Here is a 22,198-nt window from a genome sequence, read left to right on the forward strand (position 1 = left end):
ATTTTTTGACCCTTTCGCAGCGTCCTTGTAAGCCAGCCTAATGAATGCCTTAACGATCCTCTGGGCCGCGCTGCTGCAAGTGGAAGCTGCCCTTCCATCTGGCGGCGAGGCCGGATGGAGAGTTATCGAGATTGGAGGTAATCAATACCGGTTTCCTCAGTCGAACGACACCCTTATCAATCAGTGGGATGACGCCGCAGAAGTCCAGATGCCAAGCTGGTTTTGGCAATCTATTCTCGGCCAGGTCGACAAGGTAACGGGGTGGCAACTCGGCGCATCGTGGAGTTTGGCCTATATCACAAAGCCCAACGATATATTTCAGTGGATTCCCTCCTCACTACCTCTGCATCCACCCGTTACGGAGGCCGTAGAACTTGAGGAAACACGAGAGTCTATGCGCCTGTGGCGGTCTCAAGGCCGTTATAAGAAACAGAATTTAGTCTACGTAACTTATGAAAAACATCCGGACATCTACGTTAAATGTGACCGCAAAGCATTGGATAATTGGATGCAGAGTTGCGAATTAAATTGGCTTGATGGAGAGGTAATGCACAAACTTTCCTTAGCCGGCGATTGGGTGGACAAGGCTCCCATTGTTGTTGAGCGCTATCGCGCCACTATCAAGAGCCCGCAACCCTAGTTTATGCTTTCATGCTCCTGAACCGACCGTCAAAAGCAAGCCCCCTCTCAAATCAGCCGATCTTCTGTCCCGTCTTTTCCCAGTCCGCGAGGAAAGCCTTGAGGCCGTTGTCGGTGAGTGGGTGCTTGACGAGCTGGCGGATCACGCTCGGCGGCGCGGTCATCACGTCGGCACCGAGCTTGGCGGCATCGTGGACGTGGATCGGGTTGCGCACGCTCGCGACCAGGATCTCAGTGCGGAAATCGTAATTGTCGTAGACGAGGCGGATGTCGGCGATCAGCTCCATGCCGGGATAGCCGACGTCGTCGTGACGGCCGACGAAGGGCGAGACGAAGGTCGCTCCCGCCTTGGCCGCGAGCAGCGCCTGGTTCGCCGAGAAGCAGAGCGTGACGTTCACCATCGTCCCGTCCGATGTCAGCTTGCGGCAGGTCTTGAGGCCGTCGATCGTCAGCGGCACCTTCACCGCGATATTGTCGGCGATCTTCCGCAGGATTTCCGCCTCGCGCATCATCGCGTCATGGTCGGTCGCAACCACTTCGGCAGAGACCGGCCCCTTCACGATCCCGCAGATTTCGCGCGTCACTTCCATGAAATCGCGGCCCGATTTGTGGATCAGCGACGGGTTGGTGGTGACGCCATCGACGAGACCCGCCTCGGCAAGCTCGCGGATGTCGGCGATGTCGGCGGTGTCGGCGAAGAATTTCATGGGTGCGATCCTGCAGGAAAATGAGTCGCCGCACCCTATAGCGCCCCCGCCCCGCGCGTCACCCCGCCGCGAGCCCGCGTACCGCGGGGCTTCCCTTTCCCGACACGGCGACTACAGATGTGGTTGAGATCGGAAGCGAGGTGGCGATGCGGTGGATAGCTCTGGGATGTGCGGTGCTTGCGGCCTGTCCCGCGCTCGCGGCCGATCAATGGGTGGTGCGCACCGATCGGTGGGGCAACACCTTCAGCCAGTCGCTGCTGATCGAGCCCGGCGCATCCGAAGGCACGCTGGACGGTGCGCCCGCGCGCGTGACGCGCAACGGGAAGTCGATCCTGATCGAGACCGGCGATGCCCGCTTCGAAGGGCGCGTCGATGGCGCAACAATAAATGGCACCGCAACCCTTCCCGACACGCAGGACCGAACCAAGCGCGTCCGCCATGCCTTTACCGCCCGCCGCATCGCCTCCGCCGATGGCCCGCCCCGCACGCACCGCTACACGCCCGCGGATTTCTCCAACCTCTTCTCCGCCGATCGCGCGCCCGTGCTCGTCATCCGCTCGGGCGACACGGTGCAGACCGAGACGATCGATTCCGGCGGCGTCGACAGCGCCGGCAAGACGCGCGCGCTCTACGGCAATCCGCAGACTGGCCCCTTCTTCGTCGCCGGCGCCGAAGCCGGCGACACGCTCGCCATCCGTATCGATGCGCTGACGCCCAATCGCGACTGGGCCGACAGCCTCGACATGCTCGTCGGCCGTGCCCAGACCCGCGCCACCGCGGCCCGGGCCGGCGATCTCGGCAAGCCTGTCCGCTGGACGGTCGATCGCGCGCGCGGCGTCGCGCGGCCGGAGGGGCGGCTCGCGGGCTATGAGATCCCGCTGAAGCCCATGCTCGGCGGCATCGCGCTCGCCCCGCCGTTCGGCTTCGCGCCGCCCTCGACCGGCGACACGGGCCGCTTCGGCGGCAACATGGATTTCAACGAGATCGGCGCCGGCGCGACCGTCGATCTCCCCGTCGAGCAGCCCGGCGGCCTGCTCTACATCGGCGACGCCCATGCCGCGCAGGGCGACGGCGAGACCAGCCAGTTCGCGCTCGAAACCTCGATGGACGTCACCTTCACCGCGACACTCGTCAAGAAAAGCCGCATCGCGACACCGCGCGTCGAGACGGCGACGCACCTCTGGGCGATCGGCCAGTCGGGAACCACCGAAGATGCGATCAAGCTTGCGACCGCCGGCCTCACCCAATGGCTGGAGCAGACCTACGGCCTCACGCTCTCCGACGCCGCGGTCATCCTCGGCAGCGCCGCCGAATATCGCGTCGCCACCCTCGCCGGCCAGAATGTCGGCATGGCCGCCGGCATCGCCAAGGCGCGGCTGGCGGGACTTGCGGCAGCCGCGCCTTGACCGGCTCGGCTCAGCTATCCGGCGCGCGCGGGGTCGGCGGCGCCGAAGTGTCGTCCCAGCCATAGGCCCCGGCCACCGTGCGCTGGATCGCCGCCGCCAGCGCGCCGCCATTGTCGCCGTTGGTCATCACCACCAGGCCCTGGCGCGATCCGTCGAGGAGGGCGGTGAAGCGGCACTGGAACCCCGCGTTGCTGCCGCCGTGGGTAATGATGCGCCGCCCGCCCCGGTCGAGCGCGATCACGCCGAGGCCATAGTCGCCGAGCACTGGCGTCGCCATCGCCTGCGCGCTCGATCGGCTCAGCAACGCTCCTTGTTCACCTGCCCAGGATTTCTGGATCGCGATGAGGAAGCGGCCATAGTCCGACGGCGTCGTCCAAAGCCCCGCCGCGGCGAGCTCGGAATAGCGATGGCTGCCGCCCCAGATCTGCGCGCCGGTCTCGTCATGGCCCACCGCGGTCTCGCGATCGGAGAAGCGCGCGAACGCGGAATGCGCCATCCCCGCCGGCTTCAGCACGCGATCGCGCATCAGCAATGCGAAATCGCGCCGTGCCGCCTCGCTCATCGCAAGCTGCGCCACGCTGTAGCCACCGCCCGAATAAGCGAGCTTGGCACCCGGCGGCGCGAAGGCGCGGACGGCGGGCGTGTTCGAAGGCACCGCGCCAGACAGGCTCTCGACAATGGTCGGCACCGGCTCGCCTGCCGCATAGCCCGGATAACCGCCGAGGGTCAGCCCGGCGGTATGGCTGAGCAGCCGGCGCAGCGTCACGCTTTCGCCCTTGCCGGGATCGGCGACCGGCAGCCGCCAGCCCCGCAGGCGCGGCGCCACGTCGGCATCCAGATCGATCACCCCGCGCTCGGCCATGCGCAGCGCGCCCGCCGCGGCCACCGCCTTGCTCAGCGACGCCGCCTGGAAGCGCGTTCGCGTCGTCACTCGCCGGCCGGCCGCGGCCTGCCCGTAAGCCCGCGCCCATTTGACGCGCCCGTCCTCGATGAACGCGATGCTGACCGCGGGCACCTTGGTTTCCGCCATCCGGCGCAGCAGCGGCGCGGGCGGCTCCGCCTGCCGGTGCGCGCGGCAGCGCGACGATGCGCTGCTCCATCGCCTCGATCGCCGCCCGGTCGCGCGCATCGAGCCCCGCCGCAGCCGCTGCGGTCGTGCCCAACAATCCGATCATCATGCCGCTGATTATTCGCGGTAGAACCATCCCCCATCCCTTCGCGCGCCCCCGCGCCGGGAGCCCTTGTTACCGTGCTTACCGCTGCGACCGGTTGTCCGTTCTTGCGAATCCGGCGCGCGGCGAAGTTGGACCGGACGCCAAGCGCATCCTAGATGGGCGCCATGTCCCGCGTCCGCGTCATCGTTCTCAACTCCGCGCTCGGCCCGCTCGATTACCGTCCGCCCAAGGATGCCGCCGTGGCGCCGGGGTCGATCGTCGTCGCGCCCTTGGGGCCGCGCCAGCTTGTCGGCGTGGTGTGGGAAGCCGAGCGCCTGCCCGCCGAGGAGGTCGAGGCCAAGCGCCTCCGCCCGCTGCTCCACGCCTATGACGTGCCGCCCATCGCCGCGCCGCTCCGCCGCCTCGTCGAATGGACCGCCGATTATTACCTCGCGCCGCTCGCTTCGGTGCTGCGCATGACCTTGCCCTCGTCGAGCGCGCTCGACGGCGCGCGCACCGTCATCGAATATCGCGCGACCGGCGAGGTGCCCGGTCGCATGACCCCGCAGCGCGAACAGGCGCTGGAGCGGATCGCCGGGCGGCAGGGACTGGTGCGCGAACTCGCCCTCGCCGCCGACGTATCGGACGGCGTGATCCGCGGCCTCGTCAAGGCGGGCGCGATCGCGGCGGTCGAAGTGTCGGTGGAAGACCCCTTCCCCGTCCCCGATCCTGCTTACGCCCCGCCCGACCTTTCGGAAGCCCAGGACACTGCCGCCACCGAACTCCGTGCCGCGGTCGCCGACGGCGGCTTCGCGCCCTTCCTGCTCGACGGCGTCACTGGCTCAGGCAAGACCGAAGTCTATTTCGAGGCAGTCGCCGAGGCACTGCGCCAGGGCCGCCAGTGCCTCGTCCTCCTCCCCGAGATCGCGCTCACCGAGCCCTTCCTCAAGCGCTTCTCGGCGCGCTTCGGCACCGAGCCCGTCGCCTGGCATTCGGGCCTCCGTCAATCGCAGCGCCGCCGCGCGTGGCGCGCCATCGCCAGCGGCGATGCCCGCGTTGTCGTCGGCGCGCGCTCGTCGCTGTTCCTCCCCTATCGCGATCTCGGGCTCATCGTCGTTGACGAGGCGCACGAGACCAGCTTCAAGCAGGAGGACGGCGTCCAGTATCACGCCCGCGACGTCGCGGTGATGCGCGCCAAGCTGGAGGCCATTCCCGTAATCCTCGCCTCCGCCACCCCGGCGATCGAGAGCCGCCAGATGGCCGAGGCAGGCGTCTACCGCGAGTTGAAACTTCCCGCGCGCTACGGCTGCGCGACCCTCCCCGATATCGCCGCGGTCGATCTCATCGCCGATCCGCCGCCGCGCGGGCGCTGGCTCGCGCCCTCGCTCGTCGCAGCGATCGACGAGACGCTGGAGCGGGACGAGCAGGCCCTGCTCTTCCTCAACCGCCGCGGCTACGCCCCGCTCACCCTCTGCCGCGCCTGCGGGCATCGCTTCCAATGCCCCAATTGCACCGCCTGGATGGTCGAGCACCGGCTGACCGCGCGGCTCGCCTGCCACCATTGCGGCCATGTCATGCCCCCGCCGCGCGCCTGCCCCGAATGCAATGAGGAGAACAGCCTCGTCCCCTGCGGCCCCGGCGTCGAGCGGATCGCCGACGAGGTCGCCGCGCTCTTCCCCGATGCGCGCACCGCGATCGTCACTTCGGACACGATCTGGTCGCCCGCCAAGGCCGCCGAGTTCGTCGGTCGGATGGAGGCGGGCGATATCGACATCGTCATCGGCACCCAGCTCGTCACCAAGGGCTATCATTTCCCCAATCTCACGCTGGTCGGCGTGGTCGATGCCGATCTCGGCCTTTCGGGGGGAGACCTGCGCGCCGCCGAGCGCAGCTTCCAGCAGATCAGCCAGGTCTCGGGGCGCGCCGGCCGCGGCGAGAAGCTGGGCCGCGTCTTCGTCCAGACCCACGAACCCAAGGCGCCCGTCATCGCCGCGCTCGTGTCGGGCGATGCCGAGGGCTTCTACGCCGCCGAGACCGAGGCGCGCCGCGACGCCGCGATGCCGCCGTTCGGCCGCCTCGCCGGCATCATCGTCTCGTCGGAGGATCTGAATGCCGCCACCGAGACCGCGCGCCTCATCGGCCGCACCGCGCCCAGCGTCGATCAGATGGCGGTCTTCGGCCCTGCCCCCGCCCCGCTCGCGATGCTGCGCGGCCGCCACCGCCAGCGCCTCCTCGTCCACGCCGCGCGCAGCCTCGACGTGCAGGACGTGATCCGCGACTGGCTCGGCAAGCTCGACTGGCCCCGCACCGTCCGCGTCGCCGTGGACGTAGATCCCTACAGCTTCCTGTAGCGGCGCCGGGCGTGAACACTCTCGTCCCGATCCTCGGCGATCAGCTAAGCCCATACATCGCCTCGCTCCGCGATCTGCGCCGCGAGGATGTCGTGGTGCTGATGATGGAGGTCGCCGACGAGACGACCTACGTCCGCCACCACAAGCAGAAGATCGCGCTCATCCTCGCTGCGATGCGCCATTTCGCCGCATCGCTCGCCAAGGCCGGCTGGACGGTGGACTACGTCCGTCTCGACGAGCCCGGCAACAGCGGCAGCTTCACTGGCGAAGTCGCCCGCGCGATCACCCGCCACCGCCCCGCGTCCATCCGTATCGTCGAGGCCGGCGAATGGCGCGTGCAGCGCATGATCGAGGGCTGGAGCGCTGCCTTCGGCCTGCCCGTCGACATATTGCCCGACGACCGCTTCCTTCGCCCGCTCCCCGATTTCTTCGCTTGGGCGGCCAGTCGCCGCGAGCTGGTGATGGAGCATTTCTACCGGCTGATGCGCCGCCGCACCGGGCTTCTCATGCAGGCGGACGGCGCGCCCGTCGGCGGCCGCTGGAACTTCGATACCGACAATCGCAAGCCGCCACCCGCAGACCTCACCGCGCCGCAGCCGATGCGCTTCCCGCCCGATGCCGTCACCCGCGAGGTGCTCGCCCTCGTCGAGCGCCGCTTCTCCGGCCATTTCGGCAGCCTCGATACTTTCGCCTGGCCGGTCACCCGCGCTCAGGCGAAGCGCGCGCTCGGCCATTTCGTCCGCACCGCGCTGCCCTCGTTCGGCGCCTATCAGGATGCGATGGTGGCGGGCGAGGATCATCTCTTCCACTCGGTCCTATCGCCTGCGATCAATCTCGGCCTTCTCGATCCGCGCGAAGTCTGCGAGGCCGCGGTGGCGGCGTTTGAAACGGGCGCCGCGCCGCTCAATTCGGTCGAGGGGTTTGTCCGCCAGATCATCGGCTGGCGCGAATATATGCGCGGCCTCTACTGGCTCGAGATGCCCGAGTTCGCTGACGCCAATGCGCTCGGCGCGGACCGGCCGCTCCCCGAATTCTACTGGACCGGCGAGACCGACATGCGCTGCCTCGCCGAATGCGTCCGCGCGACGCGCGACAACGCCCATGCGCATCACATCCAGCGCCTCATGGTGCTCGGCAATTTCGCGATGCTCGCCGGCGTCGCGCCGCGCGCGATCCACGACTGGTTTCTCGTCGTCTATGCCGATGCCTATGAGTGGGTGGAGCTGCCCAACGTCATCGGCATGAGCCAGTTCGCCGACGGCGGCCGGCTCGGATCGAAACCCTATGCGGCGGGCGGCGCCTATATCGACCGCATGTCGGATTATTGCAGCGGCTGCCGTTACGACGTGAAGGCCAAGACCGGGCCGGACGCCTGCCCGTTCAACGCGCTCTACTGGGATTTCCTCGTCCGCAACGAAGCCAAGCTCCGCCCCAACCGCCGCCTCGCCTTTCCCTACGCCAATTGGGACAAGATGGACGAGGAAACCCGCCTCGCCTACCGCCGCAGCGCCACCGATTTCCTCACAACTCTGGAGCCCGCGGCGCCCGGCTGGGCGCGCTGACCAACCATCAGGCGTCGGCCTCATCCCCGCCTTCGCTGCACTCCGCCGCTACCCAGCGCCCGGCGCGGTTGGAGCGCAGCGTTTCGATCTTGCCCTGCACCGGCAGCTCCAGCGTCGTCGCGAGGTTGAAGCCGGTTTCGGTATAGGTGCCGCGGATGGTCATCGAGTGGCGGGCGCTGCCGCATTGCGCGGCGACCTCGATCACCCCCGCAGACATCCGGTCGCGCGAGACGGTGCAGTCGCGGTCCTCGAGCGAGCGCCCGGCGAAGCTGTCGGCGGCGATCTGCTCGGGCGTGATGCACATCGAATCGCTGCCCGCGACGTCGCCGGTCGAGATCACCTGCCACTGCCCCGCGCGGATCGGACCCATATAGCCGCCCGATGCCATGATCACCGATCGGCCGTTCGGATTTTCGGCCTTGCCATCGCCCGAGCCGCAGCCCGTCAAAATCAGCAGCGGCGCCAGATAGGCGGCAGTCTTGATCATTCGCTTGTCCCCGTCCCCATGATGTGGAAGGTCCGGCTAGAAAAGCCGCAGGGCGTCGCGGCACCGCTTCGCGACGAAGCCGCCGGGTGCCGCGACGAAGCTGCGGTCAGCCGAGCGGCAGCTCGCGCTCGCCACCGACGCCTTCCTTGGCGAGCAGCTTGCGCTTGCGCTCCAGCCCATAGGCATAGCCGCCGAGGCTGCCGTCGGCGCGGATCACGCGGTGGCAGGGGATGAGCACCGCGACGCCATTGTCGCCGTTCGCCGTCCCCGTCGCGCGCACCGCAGCCGGCTTGCCGACCGCCGCGGCGACTTCGGCATAGCTCCGCGTCTCGCCCGCCGGAATGCGGCGCAGCTCGCGCCATACCGCCTCCTGGAATGCGGTTCCGCGCACATCAAGCGGCAGGTCGTGCGGCTTCTCCGGCGCGTTCACCGCCGCGATCGTCCGCTCGAGCAGCGCCGCCATAGCCGCGCCGCCGCGCTGGATTTCGGCCTTGGGGAAACGGCGGCGGAGATCCGCCTCGCCTTCGTCGAACGACAGGCGGCAGATCCCCTTGTCGGTCGCCGCGAGCAGCATCGTGCCGATGTCGGTCTCGGCCATTTCCCAGCGGATCGTCTCGCCACGTCCGCCGTCGCGCCAGGTGGAGGGCGTCATGCCGAGCCGCGCCTTGGCGTCGGCATAGAAGCGCCCCGGCCCCGAATAACCGGCATCATATATGGCGTCGGTCACGCGGTCGCTGGCTTCGAGGCTCTGCGTCATCGTCTTGGCTCTCCGGGCGCGCGCATATTCGGCCGGGGTGATCCCGGTCGCGCGCTTGAACAGGCGGTGGAAATGGTGCGGCGAATAGCCGGCCGCGGCGGCCAGCGCCTCCAGCGTCGGCGGCGATTCGGCGCCGGCGATCATCGCATAGGCGCGCTCCAGCGCTTCCTCCTCGCGGCTGAGATCGTCGGGCTTGCAGCGGAGGCAGGCTCGGAGGCCCGCCTCGCGAGCGCCCGCGCCACTGGCGAAGAAGCGGACGTTCTCGCGCTTGGGGTGGCGCGCCGCGCAAGACGGGCGGCAATAAATGCCGGTGGTCAGCACACCGGTGACGAACCGTCCGTCCGCCGTCCGGTCGCGCGCCAGCACCGCGCGCCACGCGGCATCGTCCGATGGCATGGGCTCGAGGACAGGCGGGCGCTCGTTCATGGCTGCCGGTGTAAGTTTGTCGATCCGCGTTGCAAGCTCGGCCATCGGCTCAACCCCTTTCGATTTTCGCGAGGAAGCAGCCGTGGGCCGCGTTGTGGGCGTGGATCGATGCGATTTCCGGGTCGCCCAGCAGTTCGCGGATTTTCGCGTCTGCCTCGCCGGGCAGGGCAAGCGCGGCGGCTCTCAGCATTCCGCCTGAATCGAAAGCACGCAGCCCGAGCGTGCGTCGCGCCAGGATCGGCGGCACCTCATCCTCGAAGCACGGCGCAAGTTCGGCATCCTCGCGAACATAAATTGCGTAGGCCGTGCGGAACGGACCGGCGCAATCGTGTGAAATATAGTTGAAGAGGATGAGGTGATCGCCCGGCGCGGCTTCGGCGAGGGATATGCGGCACGGATAGCCGGTCGGCGAATCCGATATCACGCGCATCGCGCCGCGCTCCGACAGCGCGGCTTCGGTCATGGCGAACAGCGGCAGGAATTGCTCCCGGCTCAGTCCCTCGATTCGGTACGTCACGGATCGGATCTCCCTTGGTCGGCGACATCATTGGCCGGTCGGGGGGCACTTCGCGTCCCGAGGCTTGCTTTCAAAGCACGCCGCCTTGCATCCCCGTGAGGCCCCTGCTAGGGCGCCCGCGACCCATGGGGCCGCTTCGGGATAACACCCACGGCTGGCCCCCTTTTCGTATGGGCCGACATTCCGATCCGGAGGTTACGGCGCGCGTGGATAGTTCCAGCGGCATTCAGGCAAGCTTGGCGGGGCGCTATGCGACCGCATTGTTCGAACTCGCGCGCGAGGAGCGCAAGCTCGACGCGGTGGCGACCAGCCTTGCGGCGCTCAAGACGGCGCTCGCCGAATCGCAAGATTTCGCGGCGCTCACCACCAGCCCGCTGATCGGGCGCGGTGAGGCAACCAAGGCGGTTGCCGCTGCCGCCACGGCGATGAAGCTCGATCCGCTGACCGCCAATTTCCTCGGCGTTCTGGCGCAGAACCGCCGCCTCGGCCAGCTCGGCCCGGCGATCCGCGCGTTCAACCTGCTCGCCGCGCAGCACCGCGGCGAGACGACCGCCGAAGTCACCTCCGCCCACCCGCTCGACGACGATCAGGTCGCGGCGCTGAAGGCGAACCTCAAATCCCGTCTCGGCCGCGACGTCGCGGTCGATCTCAACGTCGATCCGGCGATCCTCGGCGGCCTCGTCGTCAAGGTCGGCAGCCAGATGATCGACAGTTCCATCCGCACCAAACTCAACACCCTCGCGCACGCGATGAAAGGCTGAAGGCTCAGACAATGGATATCCGCGCCGCTGAAATCTCCAAGGTCATCCGCGATCAGATCGCCAGCTTCGGCACCGAGGCCGAAGTGTCGGAAGTCGGCACCGTGCTGTCGGTGGGCGACGGCATCGCCCGCATCCACGGCCTCGACAACGTCCAGGCCGGCGAGATGATCGAGTTCGCCAACGGCGTGCAGGGCATGGCGCTCAACCTCGAGGCCGATAACGTCGGCGCGGTGATCTTCGGCTCGGACTCGCAGATCCGCGAGGGCGACACCGTCAAGCGCACCGGCACCATCGTCGACGTGCCCGTCGGCAAGGGTCTGCTGGGCCGCGTCGTGGACGGCCTCGGCAATCCGATCGACGGCAAGGGCCCGATCGAGGGCGCCGAGCGCATGCGCGTCGAGGTGAAGGCGCCGGGCATCATCCCGCGCCAGTCGGTGCACGAGCCGATGCAGACCGGCCTCAAGGCGCTCGACGCGCTCGTCCCCGTCGGCCGCGGCCAGCGCGAGCTCATCATCGGCGATCGCCAGACCGGCAAGTCGGCCGTCGCGCTCGATACCTTCATCAACCAGAAGGCGGCGCATCAGGGCAGCGACGAGAGCCAGAAGCTCTATTGCATCTACGTCGCGGTCGGCCAGAAGCGCTCGACCGTCGCGCAGATCGTCCGCGCGCTGGAGGAGAATGGCGCGATGGAATATTCCATCGTCGTCGCCGCCACCGCGTCGGAGCCCGCGCCGCTCCAGTTCCTCGCGCCCTACACCGGCTGCACGATGGGCGAATATTTCCGCGACAACGGCATGCACGCCGTCATCGTCTATGACGATCTCTCCAAGCAGGCGGTGGCCTATCGCCAGATGTCGCTGCTGCTGCGCCGTCCGCCGGGCCGCGAAGCCTATCCGGGCGACGTCTTCTATCTCCACAGCCGCCTGCTCGAGCGCGCCGCGAAGATGAATGCGGACAACGGCTCGGGCTCGCTCACCGCGCTGCCGATCATCGAGACGCAGGCGGGCGACGTGTCGGCCTATATCCCGACCAACGTGATTTCGATCACCGACGGCCAGATCTTCCTCGAGACCGACCTGTTCTACCAGGGCGTCCGTCCGGCCATCAACGTCGGCCTCTCGGTCAGCCGCGTCGGCTCTGCCGCGCAGACCAAGGCGATGAAGAAGGTCGCCGGCTCGATCAAGCTGGAGCTCGCGCAATATCGCGAGATGGCCGCCTTCGCGCAGTTCGGCTCGGATCTCGACGCTTCGACCCAGAAGCTCCTCGCCCGCGGCGCCCGCCTGACCGAGCTGCTGAAGCAGCCGCAGTTCAGCCCGATGCCGATGGAAGAGCAGGTCGTCTCGATCTTCGCCGGCGTAAACGGCTTCATCGACACGATCCCGACCGCGGACGTCACCCGCTTCGAGAGCGCGCTCTTGAGCCACGTCCGCAGCGATCACGGCGACCTCCTCGCCAAGATCCGCGACACCAAGGCGCTGGACGACGACACGACCGCCAAGCTGAAGGACATCATCGGCGGCTTCGTGAAGACGTTCGGATAACCACTTGTCATTCCCGCGAAAGCGGGAACCCAGATGGACCCCCGCTTTCGCGGGGGTGACACAAAGGCAGAAACGCAGCACCAATGGCCAGCCTCAAGGCACTCAAGGTCCGCATCGGCTCGGTGAAGTCGACGCAGAAGATCACCAAGGCGATGAAGATGGTCGCCGCCGCGAAGCTGCGCCGTGCGCAGCAGGCCGCCGAGGCCGGGCGTCCCTATGCCCAGCGGCTCGACGCGGTGATGGCGAGCCTCGCTTCCAAGGTGGTGATCGGGCCGGAAAGCCCCAAGCTCCTCGCCGGCACCGGCAAGGATCAGGTCCACCTCATCGTCGTCGCGACTTCGGATCGCGGCCTCGCCGGCGCGTTCAACACCAACATCGTCCGCGCCGCGCGCAAGAAGGCCGATGCGCTCCAGGCGGAGGGCAAGACCGTCCTCTTTTACCTGGTCGGCAAGAAGGGCCGCGCCGTCATCGGCCGCCTCTTCCCCAAGCAGATCATCCACCAGCACGATACCAGCGCCATCAAGCAGGTGAGCTTCGCCGATGCGCAGGCGATCGCCTCCGATCTCATCGAGATGTACGCCAACGGCCGCTTCGACGTCGCCCACCTCTTCTACGCGCGCTTCCAGTCCGCGCTGGTGCAGGAGCCGACCGAGCAGCAGATCATCCCGGTCAAGGTCGCCGAGAGCGCCGCAGCGCCCGCTTCGTCCGCCGCCGATGCCGCGGTCGAATACGAACCCGACGAGGAGGACATCCTCGCCGCGCTGTTGCCGCGCAACGTCGCCGTCCAGATTTTCCGCGCGATGCTGGAGAATGCCGCGTCCGAGCAGGGCAGCCGCATGACCGCGATGGACAATGCGACGCGCAATGCGGGCGACATGATCAACCGCCTCACCATCCAGTACAACCGCACCCGCCAGGCCGCGATCACGACCGAGCTGGTGGAAATCATCTCCGGCGCCGAAGCGCTGTAATCCGACTAGAAGGCAAGGAAGCAGACCATGGCCACCGCCGCGAAAATCGCCCCCACCACCAACAATGTCGGCCGCATCAGCCAGGTGATCGGCGCGGTCGTCGACGTCAGCTTCGACGGCGATCTGCCCGAGATCCTGTCGGCGCTCGAGACCGACAATAACGGCAACCGCCTCGTCCTCGAGGTCGCCCAGCATCTCGGCGAGAACACCGTCCGCACCATCGCGATGGACTCGACCGACGGCCTGACCCGCGGCCAGCCGGTCAACGACACCGGTTCGCAGATCCGCGTCCCCGTCGGCCCCAAGACATTGGGCCGCATCATGAACGTCATCGGCGAGCCGATCGACGAGCGCGGCCCCGTCGGCGCCGATCAGTCGGCCCCGATCCATGCCGAAGCACCGCTCTTCGTCGATCAGTCGACCGACGCCGCCATCCTCGTCACCGGCATCAAGGTCATCGATCTGCTCGCGCCTTATGCGCGCGGCGGCAAGATCGGCCTGTTCGGCGGCGCCGGCGTCGGCAAGACGGTGCTCATCCAGGAGCTCATCAACAACATCGCCAAGGGCCACGGCGGCGTTTCGGTGTTCGCCGGCGTCGGCGAGCGCACCCGCGAGGGCAACGATCTCTATCACGAATTCCTCGACGCCGGCGTCATCGCCAAGGATGCCGAGGGCAACCCGACGCCGGACGGCTCCAAGGTCGCGCTGGTGTTCGGCCAGATGAACGAGCCGCCGGGCGCCCGCGCCCGCGTCGCCCTGTCGGGCCTGACGATGGCCGAATATTTCCGCGATCAGGAGGGCCAGGACGTGCTCTTCTTCGTGGACAACATCTTCCGCTTCACCCAGGCGGGTTCGGAAGTGTCGGCGCTCTTGGGCCGCATCCCCTCGGCGGTGGGCTATCAGCCGACCCTGTCGACCGATATGGGCCAGCTTCAGGAGCGCATCACCTCGACCAACAAGGGCTCGATCACCTCGGTGCAGGCGATCTACGTGCCCGCCGACGATCTTACCGATCCGGCGCCGGCCACCTCCTTCGCCCACTTGGACGCCACCACCGTGCTGTCGCGCGCGATTTCGGAGCTCGGCATTTACCCGGCGGTCGATCCGCTCGACTCCACCAGCCGCGTGCTCGAGCCGCGCACCGTCGGCCAGGAGCATTACGAGACCGCGCGCGCCGTCCAGGAGATCCTGCAGAAGTACAAGTCGCTACAGGACATCATCGCCATCCTCGGCATGGACGAGCTGTCGGAAGAGGATAAGCTCACCGTCAGCCGCGCCCGCAAGATCCAGCGCTTCCTGTCGCAGCCGTTCCATGTCGCCGAAGTCTTCACCGGCATTCCGGGCAAGTTCGTGCAGATCGAGGATACCGTGGCTTCGTTCAAGGCGGTGGTCGACGGCGAATACGACCATCTTCCCGAGGCCGCTTTCTACATGGTCGGCGGCATCGACGAGGCGGTTGCCAAGGCCGAGAAGCTGGCGCAGGACGCCTGAGCCATGCTCGCCTTCCTGCTCTTCGCCGCGCTGCAGTCGCAGCCTGCCGACGAGACGCCGCTGACGCTCGATTCGTCGGTCGAGGCGGCGGCGGAGGCGGAAGGTCAGAGCGCGGACACGCCTGCGGCACCGGCTGCTGACGCCCCGGCCGCCGATGCGGCGCCCGCATCGGGCGTGCCCGAAGCCGATGTGAAGGCGGTCGCCGATGCGCTGGAGACGGGCTTCCGCGCCTGCGTCCAGCAGGTCGCGAACCGCAGCCACGTCAGCCGCGCGCGCGAGGAAGCGCTCAAGAAGGAAGGCGTCGATCTCGATCAGGTCGCGCCGGAGGAAGTCGCGACCTACGGCAAGGGCCGCCTTCCCGACGACCGGCTGGTCGCCAAGGTGACGTCCAAGACCGGCAACGTCTGGCTGACCGCCTTCCCCGACCGTCCGCAATGCATCGTCACCGTCTCCGACACCGCCGCGGCCCCCGCCGCGCGCGAGGAGATCAACACGCGCATGGCGGGCAACAAGGACTGGTCGAGCGATTCCGCACGGTCGCACACGGCCAACGGCGTCGAGCGCAAGGCGTGGACCCAGGCCGCGGGCGTTCGCGATACGCGCCTCCTCATGCAGCTCGACGGGCCGGAGGAAGCCGTCGAAGGCGGCGCCGGCATCCAGGCGATCATGACGATCGCCTTCATCGATACGAAGGCAAACTGATGGCCGATCTCAATTTCGAACTCGTCACTCCGGAAAAGCTCGTCCGCTCGGAGACCGCTTACATGGTCGTCGTTCCCGGCACCGAGGGCGATTTCGGTGTGCTCGCCGGCCACGCGCCCTTCATGTCAACCGTCCGCAACGGCGAGCTTGCCATCTACCGCAGCGAGAATGGCGAGCCCGAGCGGATCGCCATCGAAGGCGGCTTCGCCGAGGTCAGCGAAAAGGGGCTCACCGTTCTCGCCGAGAAGGCCGAAGCTTAAGGGTTAGCGTTCCGGAAACCATGTCCGTGCCAAGGCGCGGGCATGGGACCAGCGTTTCAGCGATATTGGTGGCGCGACGGCGATAGCCTGCTGCGCGTCTACGCATGGGCGGCGATGCTGCTCGCGTCGCTGCTCAACTTCCTCAACCACAATCAATATCCCGCGTGGCGCGCCGAAGTGACGCTCGCCGCGCTGGCGATGGTCGCGCTCGGCCTGGCGCTCGGCGTCGTCCACAGGCTGGCGATGCCGCGCCTATCCTTCCTTTTTACCGCGTTGCTCGCCGCGCTGGCCGTCGATCTCAATGGCGATCGGCTCTGGCTAGTCCCGGCGGCTTTCGGCGCGACGCTGGTGGTCGCCTTCTTCGCCGATCGCGCCGCGGTCAAACTCATCGCTGCGGCCTTCACGGGCGTCCTCGTCTTCCAGCTTGCCGGCCTGCATGGCGACCGGCCCGATCGTCCCGCCTTCGCGCGCAAGGCCGCGCCCGATCCGGCGGCAGGACCGCCCATCGTCCACCTCATTCTCGATGGCTATATGGGGCTCGGCGGCATGGCCGCCGATCCAGCGGCGTTCGGCGCCTTGCGCGATGCCAACACCGCTTTCTTCCGCCGCCACGGCTTCCGCCTCTACGGCAACGCTTATAGCGAGCATCGCAACACCACCAACAGCCTGCCGCACATCCTGTCTTTCGGTCAGGCGGCCCCAGCGACGACGCCGCAGCGGCTCCAGCACAGCGTCCCCGGCCCGCTCGCCTATTTCGGGCTGCTCCGCCGCGCCAGCTACAAGACCTATGTCCTTCAGACCGACTATATCGATCTGTGCGCAAGGCAGGGCGTCGCGGGCTGTTCGACCTACCCCCGCTCCGATCTCGCGACGATGGATGCGGTCGCGATGCCGACTTCGGCCAAGGCGGAAACGATCCTGAGCTCGCTGGCCTCTCTTGCCGTCCTTCCCACCCTCCTCGATTCCGCGACGCTCGACGTTCGCAGCAGTCTGGCGGGCGAAGCGGTGCCACCGCTCGAACAGCGCGCCAAGCTATTCCCCATCGCATCGATGGCCGCGATGGACCGGCTCACCGCATCGCTCGCCGGCGCGCGGCGTGGCGAAGCCTATGTCGCGCACCTCCTGCTCCCCCACGACCCCTACCTCTACGACGCCGCCTGCAAGGTGAAGCCGCGCAGTGCGTGGACCTTCGAGGAGGCGGAGGGCGATCGCGTCCGGCGCGATGCGGATTATGCCGCGCAATCGCGCTGCCTCCTGACCCGGCTCGACGCGATGCTCGCCGTGCTCGCCAAGTCGCCTGACGGCCGCGACGCCATCGTCATCCTTCATGGCGATCACGGCTCGCGCATCGTCGATATTGTGCCGGAGCTGGGCCAGCCTGGCGAGCCGTCGCCGCGCGATTATGCGATGACCTATTCCACCCTCTTTGCAGTCCGCGGACCCGGCGTCGCGCCCGGAGAAGACGGCAGTGCCGCGCCGGTCGCATCGCTGCTCGGCGCCTTCGCAGCATTCGGCTTCGCCGCCACGCCCGACCCCGCCGGGGCCGCCGACGCCGAGCGTCACGTCCTGCTGACCGACGATCGCTGGACCCCGCGCCGCAAGGTGCCCCTCCCCGCCTTCGAACGCCCCGCGCTTTAACGATTAATTATACATGATCCGCCTAGCTCCTGCGCCAAGAGACATGGGGTTCAGGAGGGTAGGATGGGCATTTCCAAGGCAGCGATCTCCGCGGTCGGTTTCACCGCAATGCTGGGGCTCGCCGCGCCCGCACATGCCTATCTCGATCCCGCCACCGGCAGCATCATCCTCCAGGCGCTGTTCGGCGCGATCGCGGGCGCGACCCTGTTCTTCCGCACCTCGCTCTACCGGCTGAAGGCGATCTTCCAGCCACGCCGCAAGGCGGACACCGAGCAGGACGTCTGATGACGGCGATGATCGTCGAGCCGGGGTCGTTCCGCGATCCTGGCGGGCGCGTGTTCGACACGCCGGGCGCGATCCTCCGTTCGATCATGCCGTCCGCCGCGGACGGTTTCCGGCAGACGCGCGACAGCGGCTTTCTGGACCGCCTGGTCGGCGAGGGCCGCCTCGTTCCCTATCAGGACGTCAGCGCCGCCGACCGGCCTGACGGCCTCGACGGCGCCGCGCATGTGCTCGAACATCCGCGCCTGCCGTTCATCAGCTATCCCTATGAATGGAGCTTCTCGCTCCACCGCGCGGCCGCGCTCTTCCATCTCGATCTGCATCTCGATGCGCTGGAGCGCGGCTTCACGCTCGCCGATGCCACCGCCTACAATGTGCAGTTCGACGGCGTCCGCCCGATCTTCATCGATCACCTCTCGCTCCGCCCCTATGTCGAGGGCGAGATCTGGGCCGGCCACCGCCAGTTCTGCATGCAGTTCCTCAACCCGCTGCTGCTCTGGTCGGCGCTCGAAGTGCAGCCCAACCACTGGTTCCGCGGCAATCTGGAGGGCATCTCGCCCGAGGACACCGCCAAGCTCCTCCCCTTCCGCAAGAAGCTGTCGTGGACGGTGGCGGTGCATGTCGCCGCGCAGGCCGCGATGCAGCGCCGCTCGGTGCGCACCAGCACCGGATCGGCAAGCTACCGCCAGACCAAATTTCCGCTGGAGGGCGCCAAAGCGATGCTGCGCGGCCTGCGCCGCAAGATCGCCGGCCTCAAGCCGCCGTCGCACGCCACCGTCTGGGGCGATTATGCCGGCCGCAACAGCTATCAGACGCCGGACGCCGCCGCCAAGGCTGCCTTCGTCGCGGAGATGACCGCCGCGGTGCAGCCGCGCCTGCTCTACGATCTCGGCTGCAACAGCGGCGACTATTCGGTGGTCGCGCTCGAATCCGGCGCCGGGAAGGTCGTCGGCTTCGATTTCGATCATGGCGCGCTGGAGCTCGCTTATTCGCGCGCGGCGCAGCAAAAGCTCGATTTCCTGCCGCTCTGGCTCGACGCCGCCAACCCGAGCCCGTCGCAGGGCTGGGGCCAGGCCGAGCGCAAGGGTCTCGCCGGCCGCGCCGCGCCCGACGCCGTCGTCGCGCTCGCCTTCATCCACCACATCACCATCGGCAGGAACGTGCCGCTCGACATGGCGGTGCGCTGGATCGTCGACATGGCGCCCGCCGGCATCATCGAATTCCCCGACAAGGCGGACCCAATGGTGCAGAGCCTGCTCGCGCAGCGCCCCGACATCTTCCCCGATTACAGCGACGCCAACTTCGCCAAGCTGCTCGGCGATCAGGCTCGGATCGTGAAGACCGCCCAGGTCAACGACGGCACCCGCACGCTCTACTGGTTCGATCGCTCGGGCGGCTGAGGCGCGCGCTGCGCCCGCCACAGCCATAGCCCGCCGGCAATGATCAGCGCCGCGCCGCCAATCAACGGCAGCGTCGGCGGGTTGCCGAAGACAGCCACGCCCGCCGCGCTCGCCACCAGCAATTGCACATAGGTCATCGGCGCCACCGTCGCGGCGGAGGCAAGCTCGGTCGCGCGGAAGATGCACCAGTGGCCGAGCGTCGCGGTCAGCGCGACCGTCGCGCAGCGCAGCACCACGCTCGTCTCCGGCATCGTCACCCGCATCGCGTCGACGTCGCTCCAATGGCCGATCGCCGCCGCGCCGACGAGCAGCGGCACCGCCATCACCGCGACCAGCAATTGCATCACGATCACCGGCGCCAGCCCCGCCGCGCGGCGGTTGAGCAGGAACAGCGCCGCCATCCCCATCGCGGCGATCAGCGGCAGGAACGCCTCGGCGCCGAACGCCAGCACGTTGGGCTCCAGGATCACCATCACGCCGACAAAGGCGAGCAGGATAGAGACGAGCACCGCGCCCGACGGCCGCTCGCCGAGGAACAGCGCGGAGAGGATCACCGTCCAGACCGGCGCGGTGAAGACGATCGCGGTCGCGTCCGCCAGCGGCATCACCATCACGCCCATGAAGAAGCCCATCGTCGCGACCGCCACCGCCGCGCCGCGGCCGAGCTGCAGCCAGGGCCGCGGAAAGACGAAGCCCGCGCGCCCGAATTTCGCCGCCACCAGCGCGGCCAGCCCCACCGTCCCGAAGCAATAGCGCAGCGCCGCGATCGCGCTTCCCGGCCACAGCCCCGCCATCGTCTTCACCACCGCATCGCCCACCGACAGCATCGTGAAGCCGGCAAGCGCGATGAGCAAGGCGGAGCGCGGTGCGTGGTGCATCGCGGCCGCCCATCGGGCCGGGTTAGGCAATTGTCAAAGTTTCCGGCCTATTCACCCAGTTCCGCACGTATCTGCGGGAAGGCAGTGAAGGAAGCGTAGGGCATGAGCGCATTCGGACGGCGCAGCGGCGCAGGCATGGCCGGGCAGCGGCCGTCGTTCGGCGTCGCACGGCCGATGAAGGGCGGCGGCACCACCCCGCCGGGCCCGATGCCGGTCGAGGGCGGCGAGCAATTCCCGCCGCTCGAAGCGCTGCCGATGGACGAGGAGATGAGCTTCGAGCCGGCCGCCGGCGACGCGATGTCGCGGCTGCACGAGCGGATGAGCTCGGCGACCGAGAATGCCTCCTCGCGCAACGAAGGTTTCGAAGCCTCGATCCACCGCATCAAGGAGCAGGTGCTGCCGCGCCTCCTCGAGCGCGTCGATCCCGAGGCCGCCGCGACGCTCAGCAAGGACGAGCTCGCCGAGGAGTTCCGCCCGATCATCGGCGAGGTGCTCGCTGAGCTCAAGATCAACCTCAACCGCCGCGAGCAGTTCGCGCTGGAGAAGGTGCTGGTCGACGAGCTGCTCGGCCTCGGGCCGTTGGAAGAATTGCTCAACGACGCGCTCGTCACCGACATCATGGTCAACGGGCCGGATCAGACCTTCATCGAAAAGAAGGGCAAGCTCCAGCTCGCGCAGATCCAGTTCCGCGACGAGGAGCATCTGTTCCAGATCGCCCAGCGCATCGTCAACAAGGTCGGCCGCCGCATCGACCAGACGACCCCGCTCGCCGACGCCCGCCTCTCGGACGGCAGCCGCGTCAACGTCATCATCCCGCCCTTGAGCCTCAAGGGCACCGCCATCTCGATCCGTAAGTTCTCGGAAAAGCCGATCACGCTCGACATGATGAAGAACTTCGGTTCGATGTCGGACAAGATGGCGACCGTGCTCAAGATCGCCGGCGCCAGCCGCATGAACATCGTCGTTTCGGGCGGCACCGGCTCGGGCAAGACGACGATGCTCAACGCCATGTCGAAGCTGATCGATCCGGGCGAGCGCGTCATCACCATCGAGGACGCGGCCGAGCTCCGGCTCCAGCAGCCGCACTGGCTGCCGCTCGAAACCCGCCCGCCGAACCTCGAGGGTCAGGGCGCGATCACGATCCGCGATCTCGTCATCAACGCGCTGCGTATGCGGCCCGATCGCATCATCCTGGGCGAGATCCGCGGCGCGGAATGTTTCGATCTCCTCGCCGCGATGAACACCGGCCACGACGGCTCGATGGCGACGCTCCACTCCAACTCCCCGCGCGAATGCCTCGCGCGTATGGAGAATATGGTGATGATGAGCGACATCAAGGTGCCGAAGGAGGCGATCAGCCGCCAGATCGCGGACTCGGTCGATCTCATCGTCCAGGTCAAACGCCTCCGCGACGGCTCGCGCCGCACCACCAACATCACCGAAGTGATCGGCATGGAAGGCGACGTCATCGTCACCCAGGAGCTGTTCAAGTTCGAATATCTCGACGAAACCGCCGACGGAAAGATCATCGGCGAATATCGCTGCATGGGGCTCCGGCCGTACACGCTGGAAAAGGCCAAGCAGTTCGGGTTCGATAAGCCCTACCTCGAAGCCTGCCTCTAACGCCGAGCGCGACAGGACCGACGTAAGCATGAGCGCCCGAGAGCAGGCGCGGAATTGCGCAGCGATTCCGCGCCTGGTCGAGAGAGCGCGAATGCCGGACGGCCTGCGCCGCAGGCGACAGGACCGACGTCACGGGATTAACTCCCGTGACGGCCCACCCCCATCACCGTCACCCTGAACTCGTTTCAGGGTCCATCGCGGAGACCCCCGCAACCGTCCCCACCCTGGATGCTGAAACAAGTTCAGCATGACAGCGTAGTAGCGCGCCATACCAAGCGCCCCCACCCCCCAAACCGTCACCCTGAACTCGTTTCAGGGTCCATCTGCGAGACCCCGCAACCGTCCCCACCCTGGATGCTGAACCAAGTTCAGCATGACGACGTCCGCCCCTACCCCCGCATAGCCAGCACCGCGCAGATCACCGCCGCGAACAGCGCCACCACCGACACCCCCGCCCACGGCACCCATCCCGGATTGTCCACATTCCGCCGCGTCTGCCGCCGCCGCTCGGCCACCGTCGCGATCAGGCACAACGCCAGCGCCGCCGCGGCCGCGATCCACAGCGGCGGCGTGTCCGCCAGGCTCTCGGTGATGCCCACGCCCATCGCCACGCCCGCCTCCATATGTCCTACAGCGCGGCGGCTC

At 67.7% G+C, this 22,198-nt stretch carries 21 protein-coding genes; 14 read left to right on the top strand and 7 right to left on the bottom strand.

Features of this window, described 5'->3' with window-relative positions; genetic code table 11:
- Positions 1-40 precede the first annotated feature (40 nt).
- On the top strand, positions 41-640 hold the full coding sequence (locus B9N75_RS14120) for a hypothetical protein (RefSeq protein WP_157123835.1): 600 nt from the start codon (positions 41-43) through the stop codon (positions 638-640).
- A gap of 52 nt (positions 641-692) precedes the next feature.
- On the opposite strand, the gene fsa is transcribed toward B9N75_RS14120, so the two are convergent.
- Entirely contained in the window at positions 693-1,346 is a 654-nt protein-coding gene (gene fsa, locus B9N75_RS12565; protein ID WP_085219105.1) for a fructose-6-phosphate aldolase, read from the bottom strand.
- Between the two features lie 119 nt (positions 1,347-1,465).
- On the opposite strand from fsa, the gene B9N75_RS12570 reads away from it, so the two are divergent.
- Positions 1,466-2,752 (top strand): acetamidase/formamidase family protein, encoded by a 1,287-nt coding sequence (locus B9N75_RS12570; RefSeq protein WP_244552352.1) that lies wholly within the window; start codon positions 1,466-1,468, stop codon positions 2,750-2,752.
- A gap of 10 nt (positions 2,753-2,762) precedes the next feature.
- On the opposite strand, the gene B9N75_RS12575 is transcribed toward B9N75_RS12570, so the two are convergent.
- The gene (locus B9N75_RS12575) at positions 2,763-3,881 is read right to left on the bottom strand and encodes a serine hydrolase domain-containing protein (RefSeq protein ID WP_085219106.1); all 1,119 of its coding nucleotides are present in this window, start codon (positions 3,879-3,881) and stop codon (positions 2,763-2,765) included.
- A 210-nt stretch (positions 3,882-4,091) separates the two neighbouring features.
- Between B9N75_RS12575 and B9N75_RS12580 the strand changes: the two genes are divergently transcribed.
- Entirely contained in the window at positions 4,092-6,257 is a 2,166-nt protein-coding gene (locus B9N75_RS12580; RefSeq protein WP_085219671.1) for a primosomal protein N', read from the top strand.
- Positions 6,258-6,268: 11 nt separating this feature from the next.
- Positions 6,269-7,819: a cryptochrome/photolyase family protein gene (locus B9N75_RS12585; protein WP_085219107.1), complete on the top strand. Its 1,551-nt coding sequence runs from the start codon at positions 6,269-6,271 to the stop codon at positions 7,817-7,819.
- Between the two features lie 7 nt (positions 7,820-7,826).
- Here B9N75_RS12585 and B9N75_RS12590 read toward each other — a convergent pair whose 3' ends face one another.
- From B9N75_RS12590 to B9N75_RS12600, 3 genes are all read right to left on the bottom strand, one after another.
- Complete coding sequence (locus B9N75_RS12590) at positions 7,827-8,306, bottom strand: DUF3617 domain-containing protein (protein WP_085219108.1); 480 nt, start codon at positions 8,304-8,306, stop codon at positions 7,827-7,829.
- A 106-nt stretch (positions 8,307-8,412) separates the two neighbouring features.
- Complete coding sequence (ada, locus tag B9N75_RS12595) at positions 8,413-9,459, bottom strand: bifunctional DNA-binding transcriptional regulator/O6-methylguanine-DNA methyltransferase Ada (RefSeq protein WP_157123963.1); 1,047 nt, start codon at positions 9,457-9,459, stop codon at positions 8,413-8,415.
- A 79-nt stretch (positions 9,460-9,538) separates the two neighbouring features.
- Positions 9,539-9,952: a DUF1203 domain-containing protein gene (locus B9N75_RS12600; protein ID WP_172840884.1), complete on the bottom strand. Its 414-nt coding sequence runs from the start codon at positions 9,950-9,952 to the stop codon at positions 9,539-9,541.
- Between the two features lie 260 nt (positions 9,953-10,212).
- On the opposite strand from B9N75_RS12600, the gene B9N75_RS12605 reads away from it, so the two are divergent.
- From B9N75_RS12605 to B9N75_RS12645, 9 genes are all read left to right on the top strand, one after another.
- Positions 10,213-10,767: a F0F1 ATP synthase subunit delta gene (locus B9N75_RS12605; RefSeq protein ID WP_085219673.1), complete on the top strand. Its 555-nt coding sequence runs from the start codon at positions 10,213-10,215 to the stop codon at positions 10,765-10,767.
- An 11-nt stretch (positions 10,768-10,778) separates the two neighbouring features.
- Positions 10,779-12,308, top strand: a complete 1,530-nt coding sequence (atpA, locus tag B9N75_RS12610; protein WP_085219111.1) for a F0F1 ATP synthase subunit alpha — start codon at positions 10,779-10,781, stop codon at positions 12,306-12,308.
- Between the two features lie 83 nt (positions 12,309-12,391).
- A complete protein-coding gene (locus B9N75_RS12615; RefSeq protein ID WP_085219112.1) occupies positions 12,392-13,279 on the top strand; it encodes a F0F1 ATP synthase subunit gamma in 888 nt (295 codons plus the stop codon).
- 27 nt (positions 13,280-13,306) lie between these two features.
- Positions 13,307-14,770: a F0F1 ATP synthase subunit beta gene (atpD, locus tag B9N75_RS12620; RefSeq protein ID WP_085219113.1), complete on the top strand. Its 1,464-nt coding sequence runs from the start codon at positions 13,307-13,309 to the stop codon at positions 14,768-14,770.
- A gap of 3 nt (positions 14,771-14,773) precedes the next feature.
- On the top strand, positions 14,774-15,472 hold the full coding sequence (locus tag B9N75_RS12625) for a hypothetical protein (protein ID WP_085219114.1): 699 nt from the start codon (positions 14,774-14,776) through the stop codon (positions 15,470-15,472).
- On the top strand, positions 15,472-15,732 hold the full coding sequence (locus B9N75_RS12630; protein WP_085219115.1) for an ATP synthase F1 subunit epsilon: 261 nt from the start codon (positions 15,472-15,474) through the stop codon (positions 15,730-15,732). Before B9N75_RS12625 ends, B9N75_RS12630 begins: the two co-directional genes overlap by 1 nt.
- A 42-nt stretch (positions 15,733-15,774) precedes the next feature.
- Positions 15,775-17,370 (top strand): hypothetical protein, encoded by a 1,596-nt coding sequence (locus tag B9N75_RS12635; protein ID WP_085219116.1) that lies wholly within the window; start codon positions 15,775-15,777, stop codon positions 17,368-17,370.
- A 63-nt stretch (positions 17,371-17,433) separates the two neighbouring features.
- Entirely contained in the window at positions 17,434-17,655 is a 222-nt protein-coding gene (locus tag B9N75_RS12640) for a hypothetical protein (RefSeq protein WP_085219117.1), read from the top strand.
- Positions 17,655-19,052, top strand: a complete 1,398-nt coding sequence (locus tag B9N75_RS12645) for a class I SAM-dependent methyltransferase (protein ID WP_244552353.1) — start codon at positions 17,655-17,657, stop codon at positions 19,050-19,052. Before B9N75_RS12640 ends, B9N75_RS12645 begins: the two co-directional genes overlap by 1 nt.
- Here the strand turns inward: B9N75_RS12645 and B9N75_RS12650 are convergent.
- Positions 19,025-19,930, bottom strand: coding sequence for a DMT family transporter (locus B9N75_RS12650; RefSeq protein WP_085219118.1), 906 nt, complete (start codon positions 19,928-19,930; stop codon positions 19,025-19,027). The genes B9N75_RS12645 and B9N75_RS12650 overlap by 28 nt on opposite strands.
- 102 nt (positions 19,931-20,032) lie before the next feature.
- Here B9N75_RS12650 and B9N75_RS12655 point away from each other — a divergent pair, with 102 nt between their 5' ends.
- On the top strand, positions 20,033-21,553 hold the full coding sequence (locus tag B9N75_RS12655; protein WP_085219119.1) for a TadA family conjugal transfer-associated ATPase: 1,521 nt from the start codon (positions 20,033-20,035) through the stop codon (positions 21,551-21,553).
- Positions 21,554-21,942: 389 nt separating this feature from the next.
- On the opposite strand, the gene B9N75_RS12660 is transcribed toward B9N75_RS12655, so the two are convergent.
- The gene (locus B9N75_RS12660; RefSeq protein ID WP_157123837.1) at positions 21,943-22,164 is read right to left on the bottom strand and encodes a hypothetical protein; all 222 of its coding nucleotides are present in this window, start codon (positions 22,162-22,164) and stop codon (positions 21,943-21,945) included.
- Positions 22,165-22,198 lie beyond the last annotated feature (34 nt).

The sequence above is a fragment of the Allosphingosinicella indica genome, assembly GCF_900177405.1.
In the GTDB taxonomy this organism is placed as follows: Bacteria; Pseudomonadota; Alphaproteobacteria; order Sphingomonadales; family Sphingomonadaceae; genus Allosphingosinicella; species Allosphingosinicella indica.

Excerpts from the sequence above, each read along its gene's own strand:
- B9N75_RS14120 (WP_157123835.1), top strand. The coding sequence starts at position 41 with ATGAATGCCTTAACGATCCTCTGGGCCGCGCTGCTGCAAGTGGAAGCT.
- fsa (WP_085219105.1), bottom strand. The coding sequence starts at position 1,346 with ATGAAATTCTTCGCCGACACCGCCGACATCGCCGACATCCGCGAGCTT.
- B9N75_RS12575 (WP_085219106.1), bottom strand. The coding sequence starts at position 3,881 with ATGCGCGCGACCGGGCGGCGATCGAGGCGATGGAGCAGCGCATCGTCG.
- B9N75_RS12580 (WP_085219671.1), top strand. The coding sequence starts at position 4,092 with ATGTCCCGCGTCCGCGTCATCGTTCTCAACTCCGCGCTCGGCCCGCTC.
- B9N75_RS12590 (WP_085219108.1), bottom strand. The coding sequence starts at position 8,306 with ATGATCAAGACTGCCGCCTATCTGGCGCCGCTGCTGATTTTGACGGGC.
- ada (WP_157123963.1), bottom strand. The coding sequence starts at position 9,459 with ATGCCATCGGACGATGCCGCGTGGCGCGCGGTGCTGGCGCGCGACCGG.
- B9N75_RS12600 (WP_172840884.1), bottom strand. The coding sequence starts at position 9,952 with ATGACCGAAGCCGCGCTGTCGGAGCGCGGCGCGATGCGCGTGATATCG.
- atpA (WP_085219111.1), top strand. The coding sequence starts at position 10,779 with ATGGATATCCGCGCCGCTGAAATCTCCAAGGTCATCCGCGATCAGATC.
- B9N75_RS12615 (WP_085219112.1), top strand. The coding sequence starts at position 12,392 with ATGGCCAGCCTCAAGGCACTCAAGGTCCGCATCGGCTCGGTGAAGTCG.
- atpD (WP_085219113.1), top strand. The coding sequence starts at position 13,307 with ATGGCCACCGCCGCGAAAATCGCCCCCACCACCAACAATGTCGGCCGC.
- B9N75_RS12625 (WP_085219114.1), top strand. The coding sequence starts at position 14,774 with ATGCTCGCCTTCCTGCTCTTCGCCGCGCTGCAGTCGCAGCCTGCCGAC.
- B9N75_RS12630 (WP_085219115.1), top strand. The coding sequence starts at position 15,472 with ATGGCCGATCTCAATTTCGAACTCGTCACTCCGGAAAAGCTCGTCCGC.
- B9N75_RS12635 (WP_085219116.1), top strand. The coding sequence starts at position 15,775 with ATGGGACCAGCGTTTCAGCGATATTGGTGGCGCGACGGCGATAGCCTG.
- B9N75_RS12640 (WP_085219117.1), top strand. The coding sequence starts at position 17,434 with ATGGGCATTTCCAAGGCAGCGATCTCCGCGGTCGGTTTCACCGCAATG.
- B9N75_RS12645 (WP_244552353.1), top strand. The coding sequence starts at position 17,655 with ATGACGGCGATGATCGTCGAGCCGGGGTCGTTCCGCGATCCTGGCGGG.
- B9N75_RS12650 (WP_085219118.1), bottom strand. The coding sequence starts at position 19,930 with ATGCACCACGCACCGCGCTCCGCCTTGCTCATCGCGCTTGCCGGCTTC.
- B9N75_RS12655 (WP_085219119.1), top strand. The coding sequence starts at position 20,033 with ATGAGCGCATTCGGACGGCGCAGCGGCGCAGGCATGGCCGGGCAGCGG.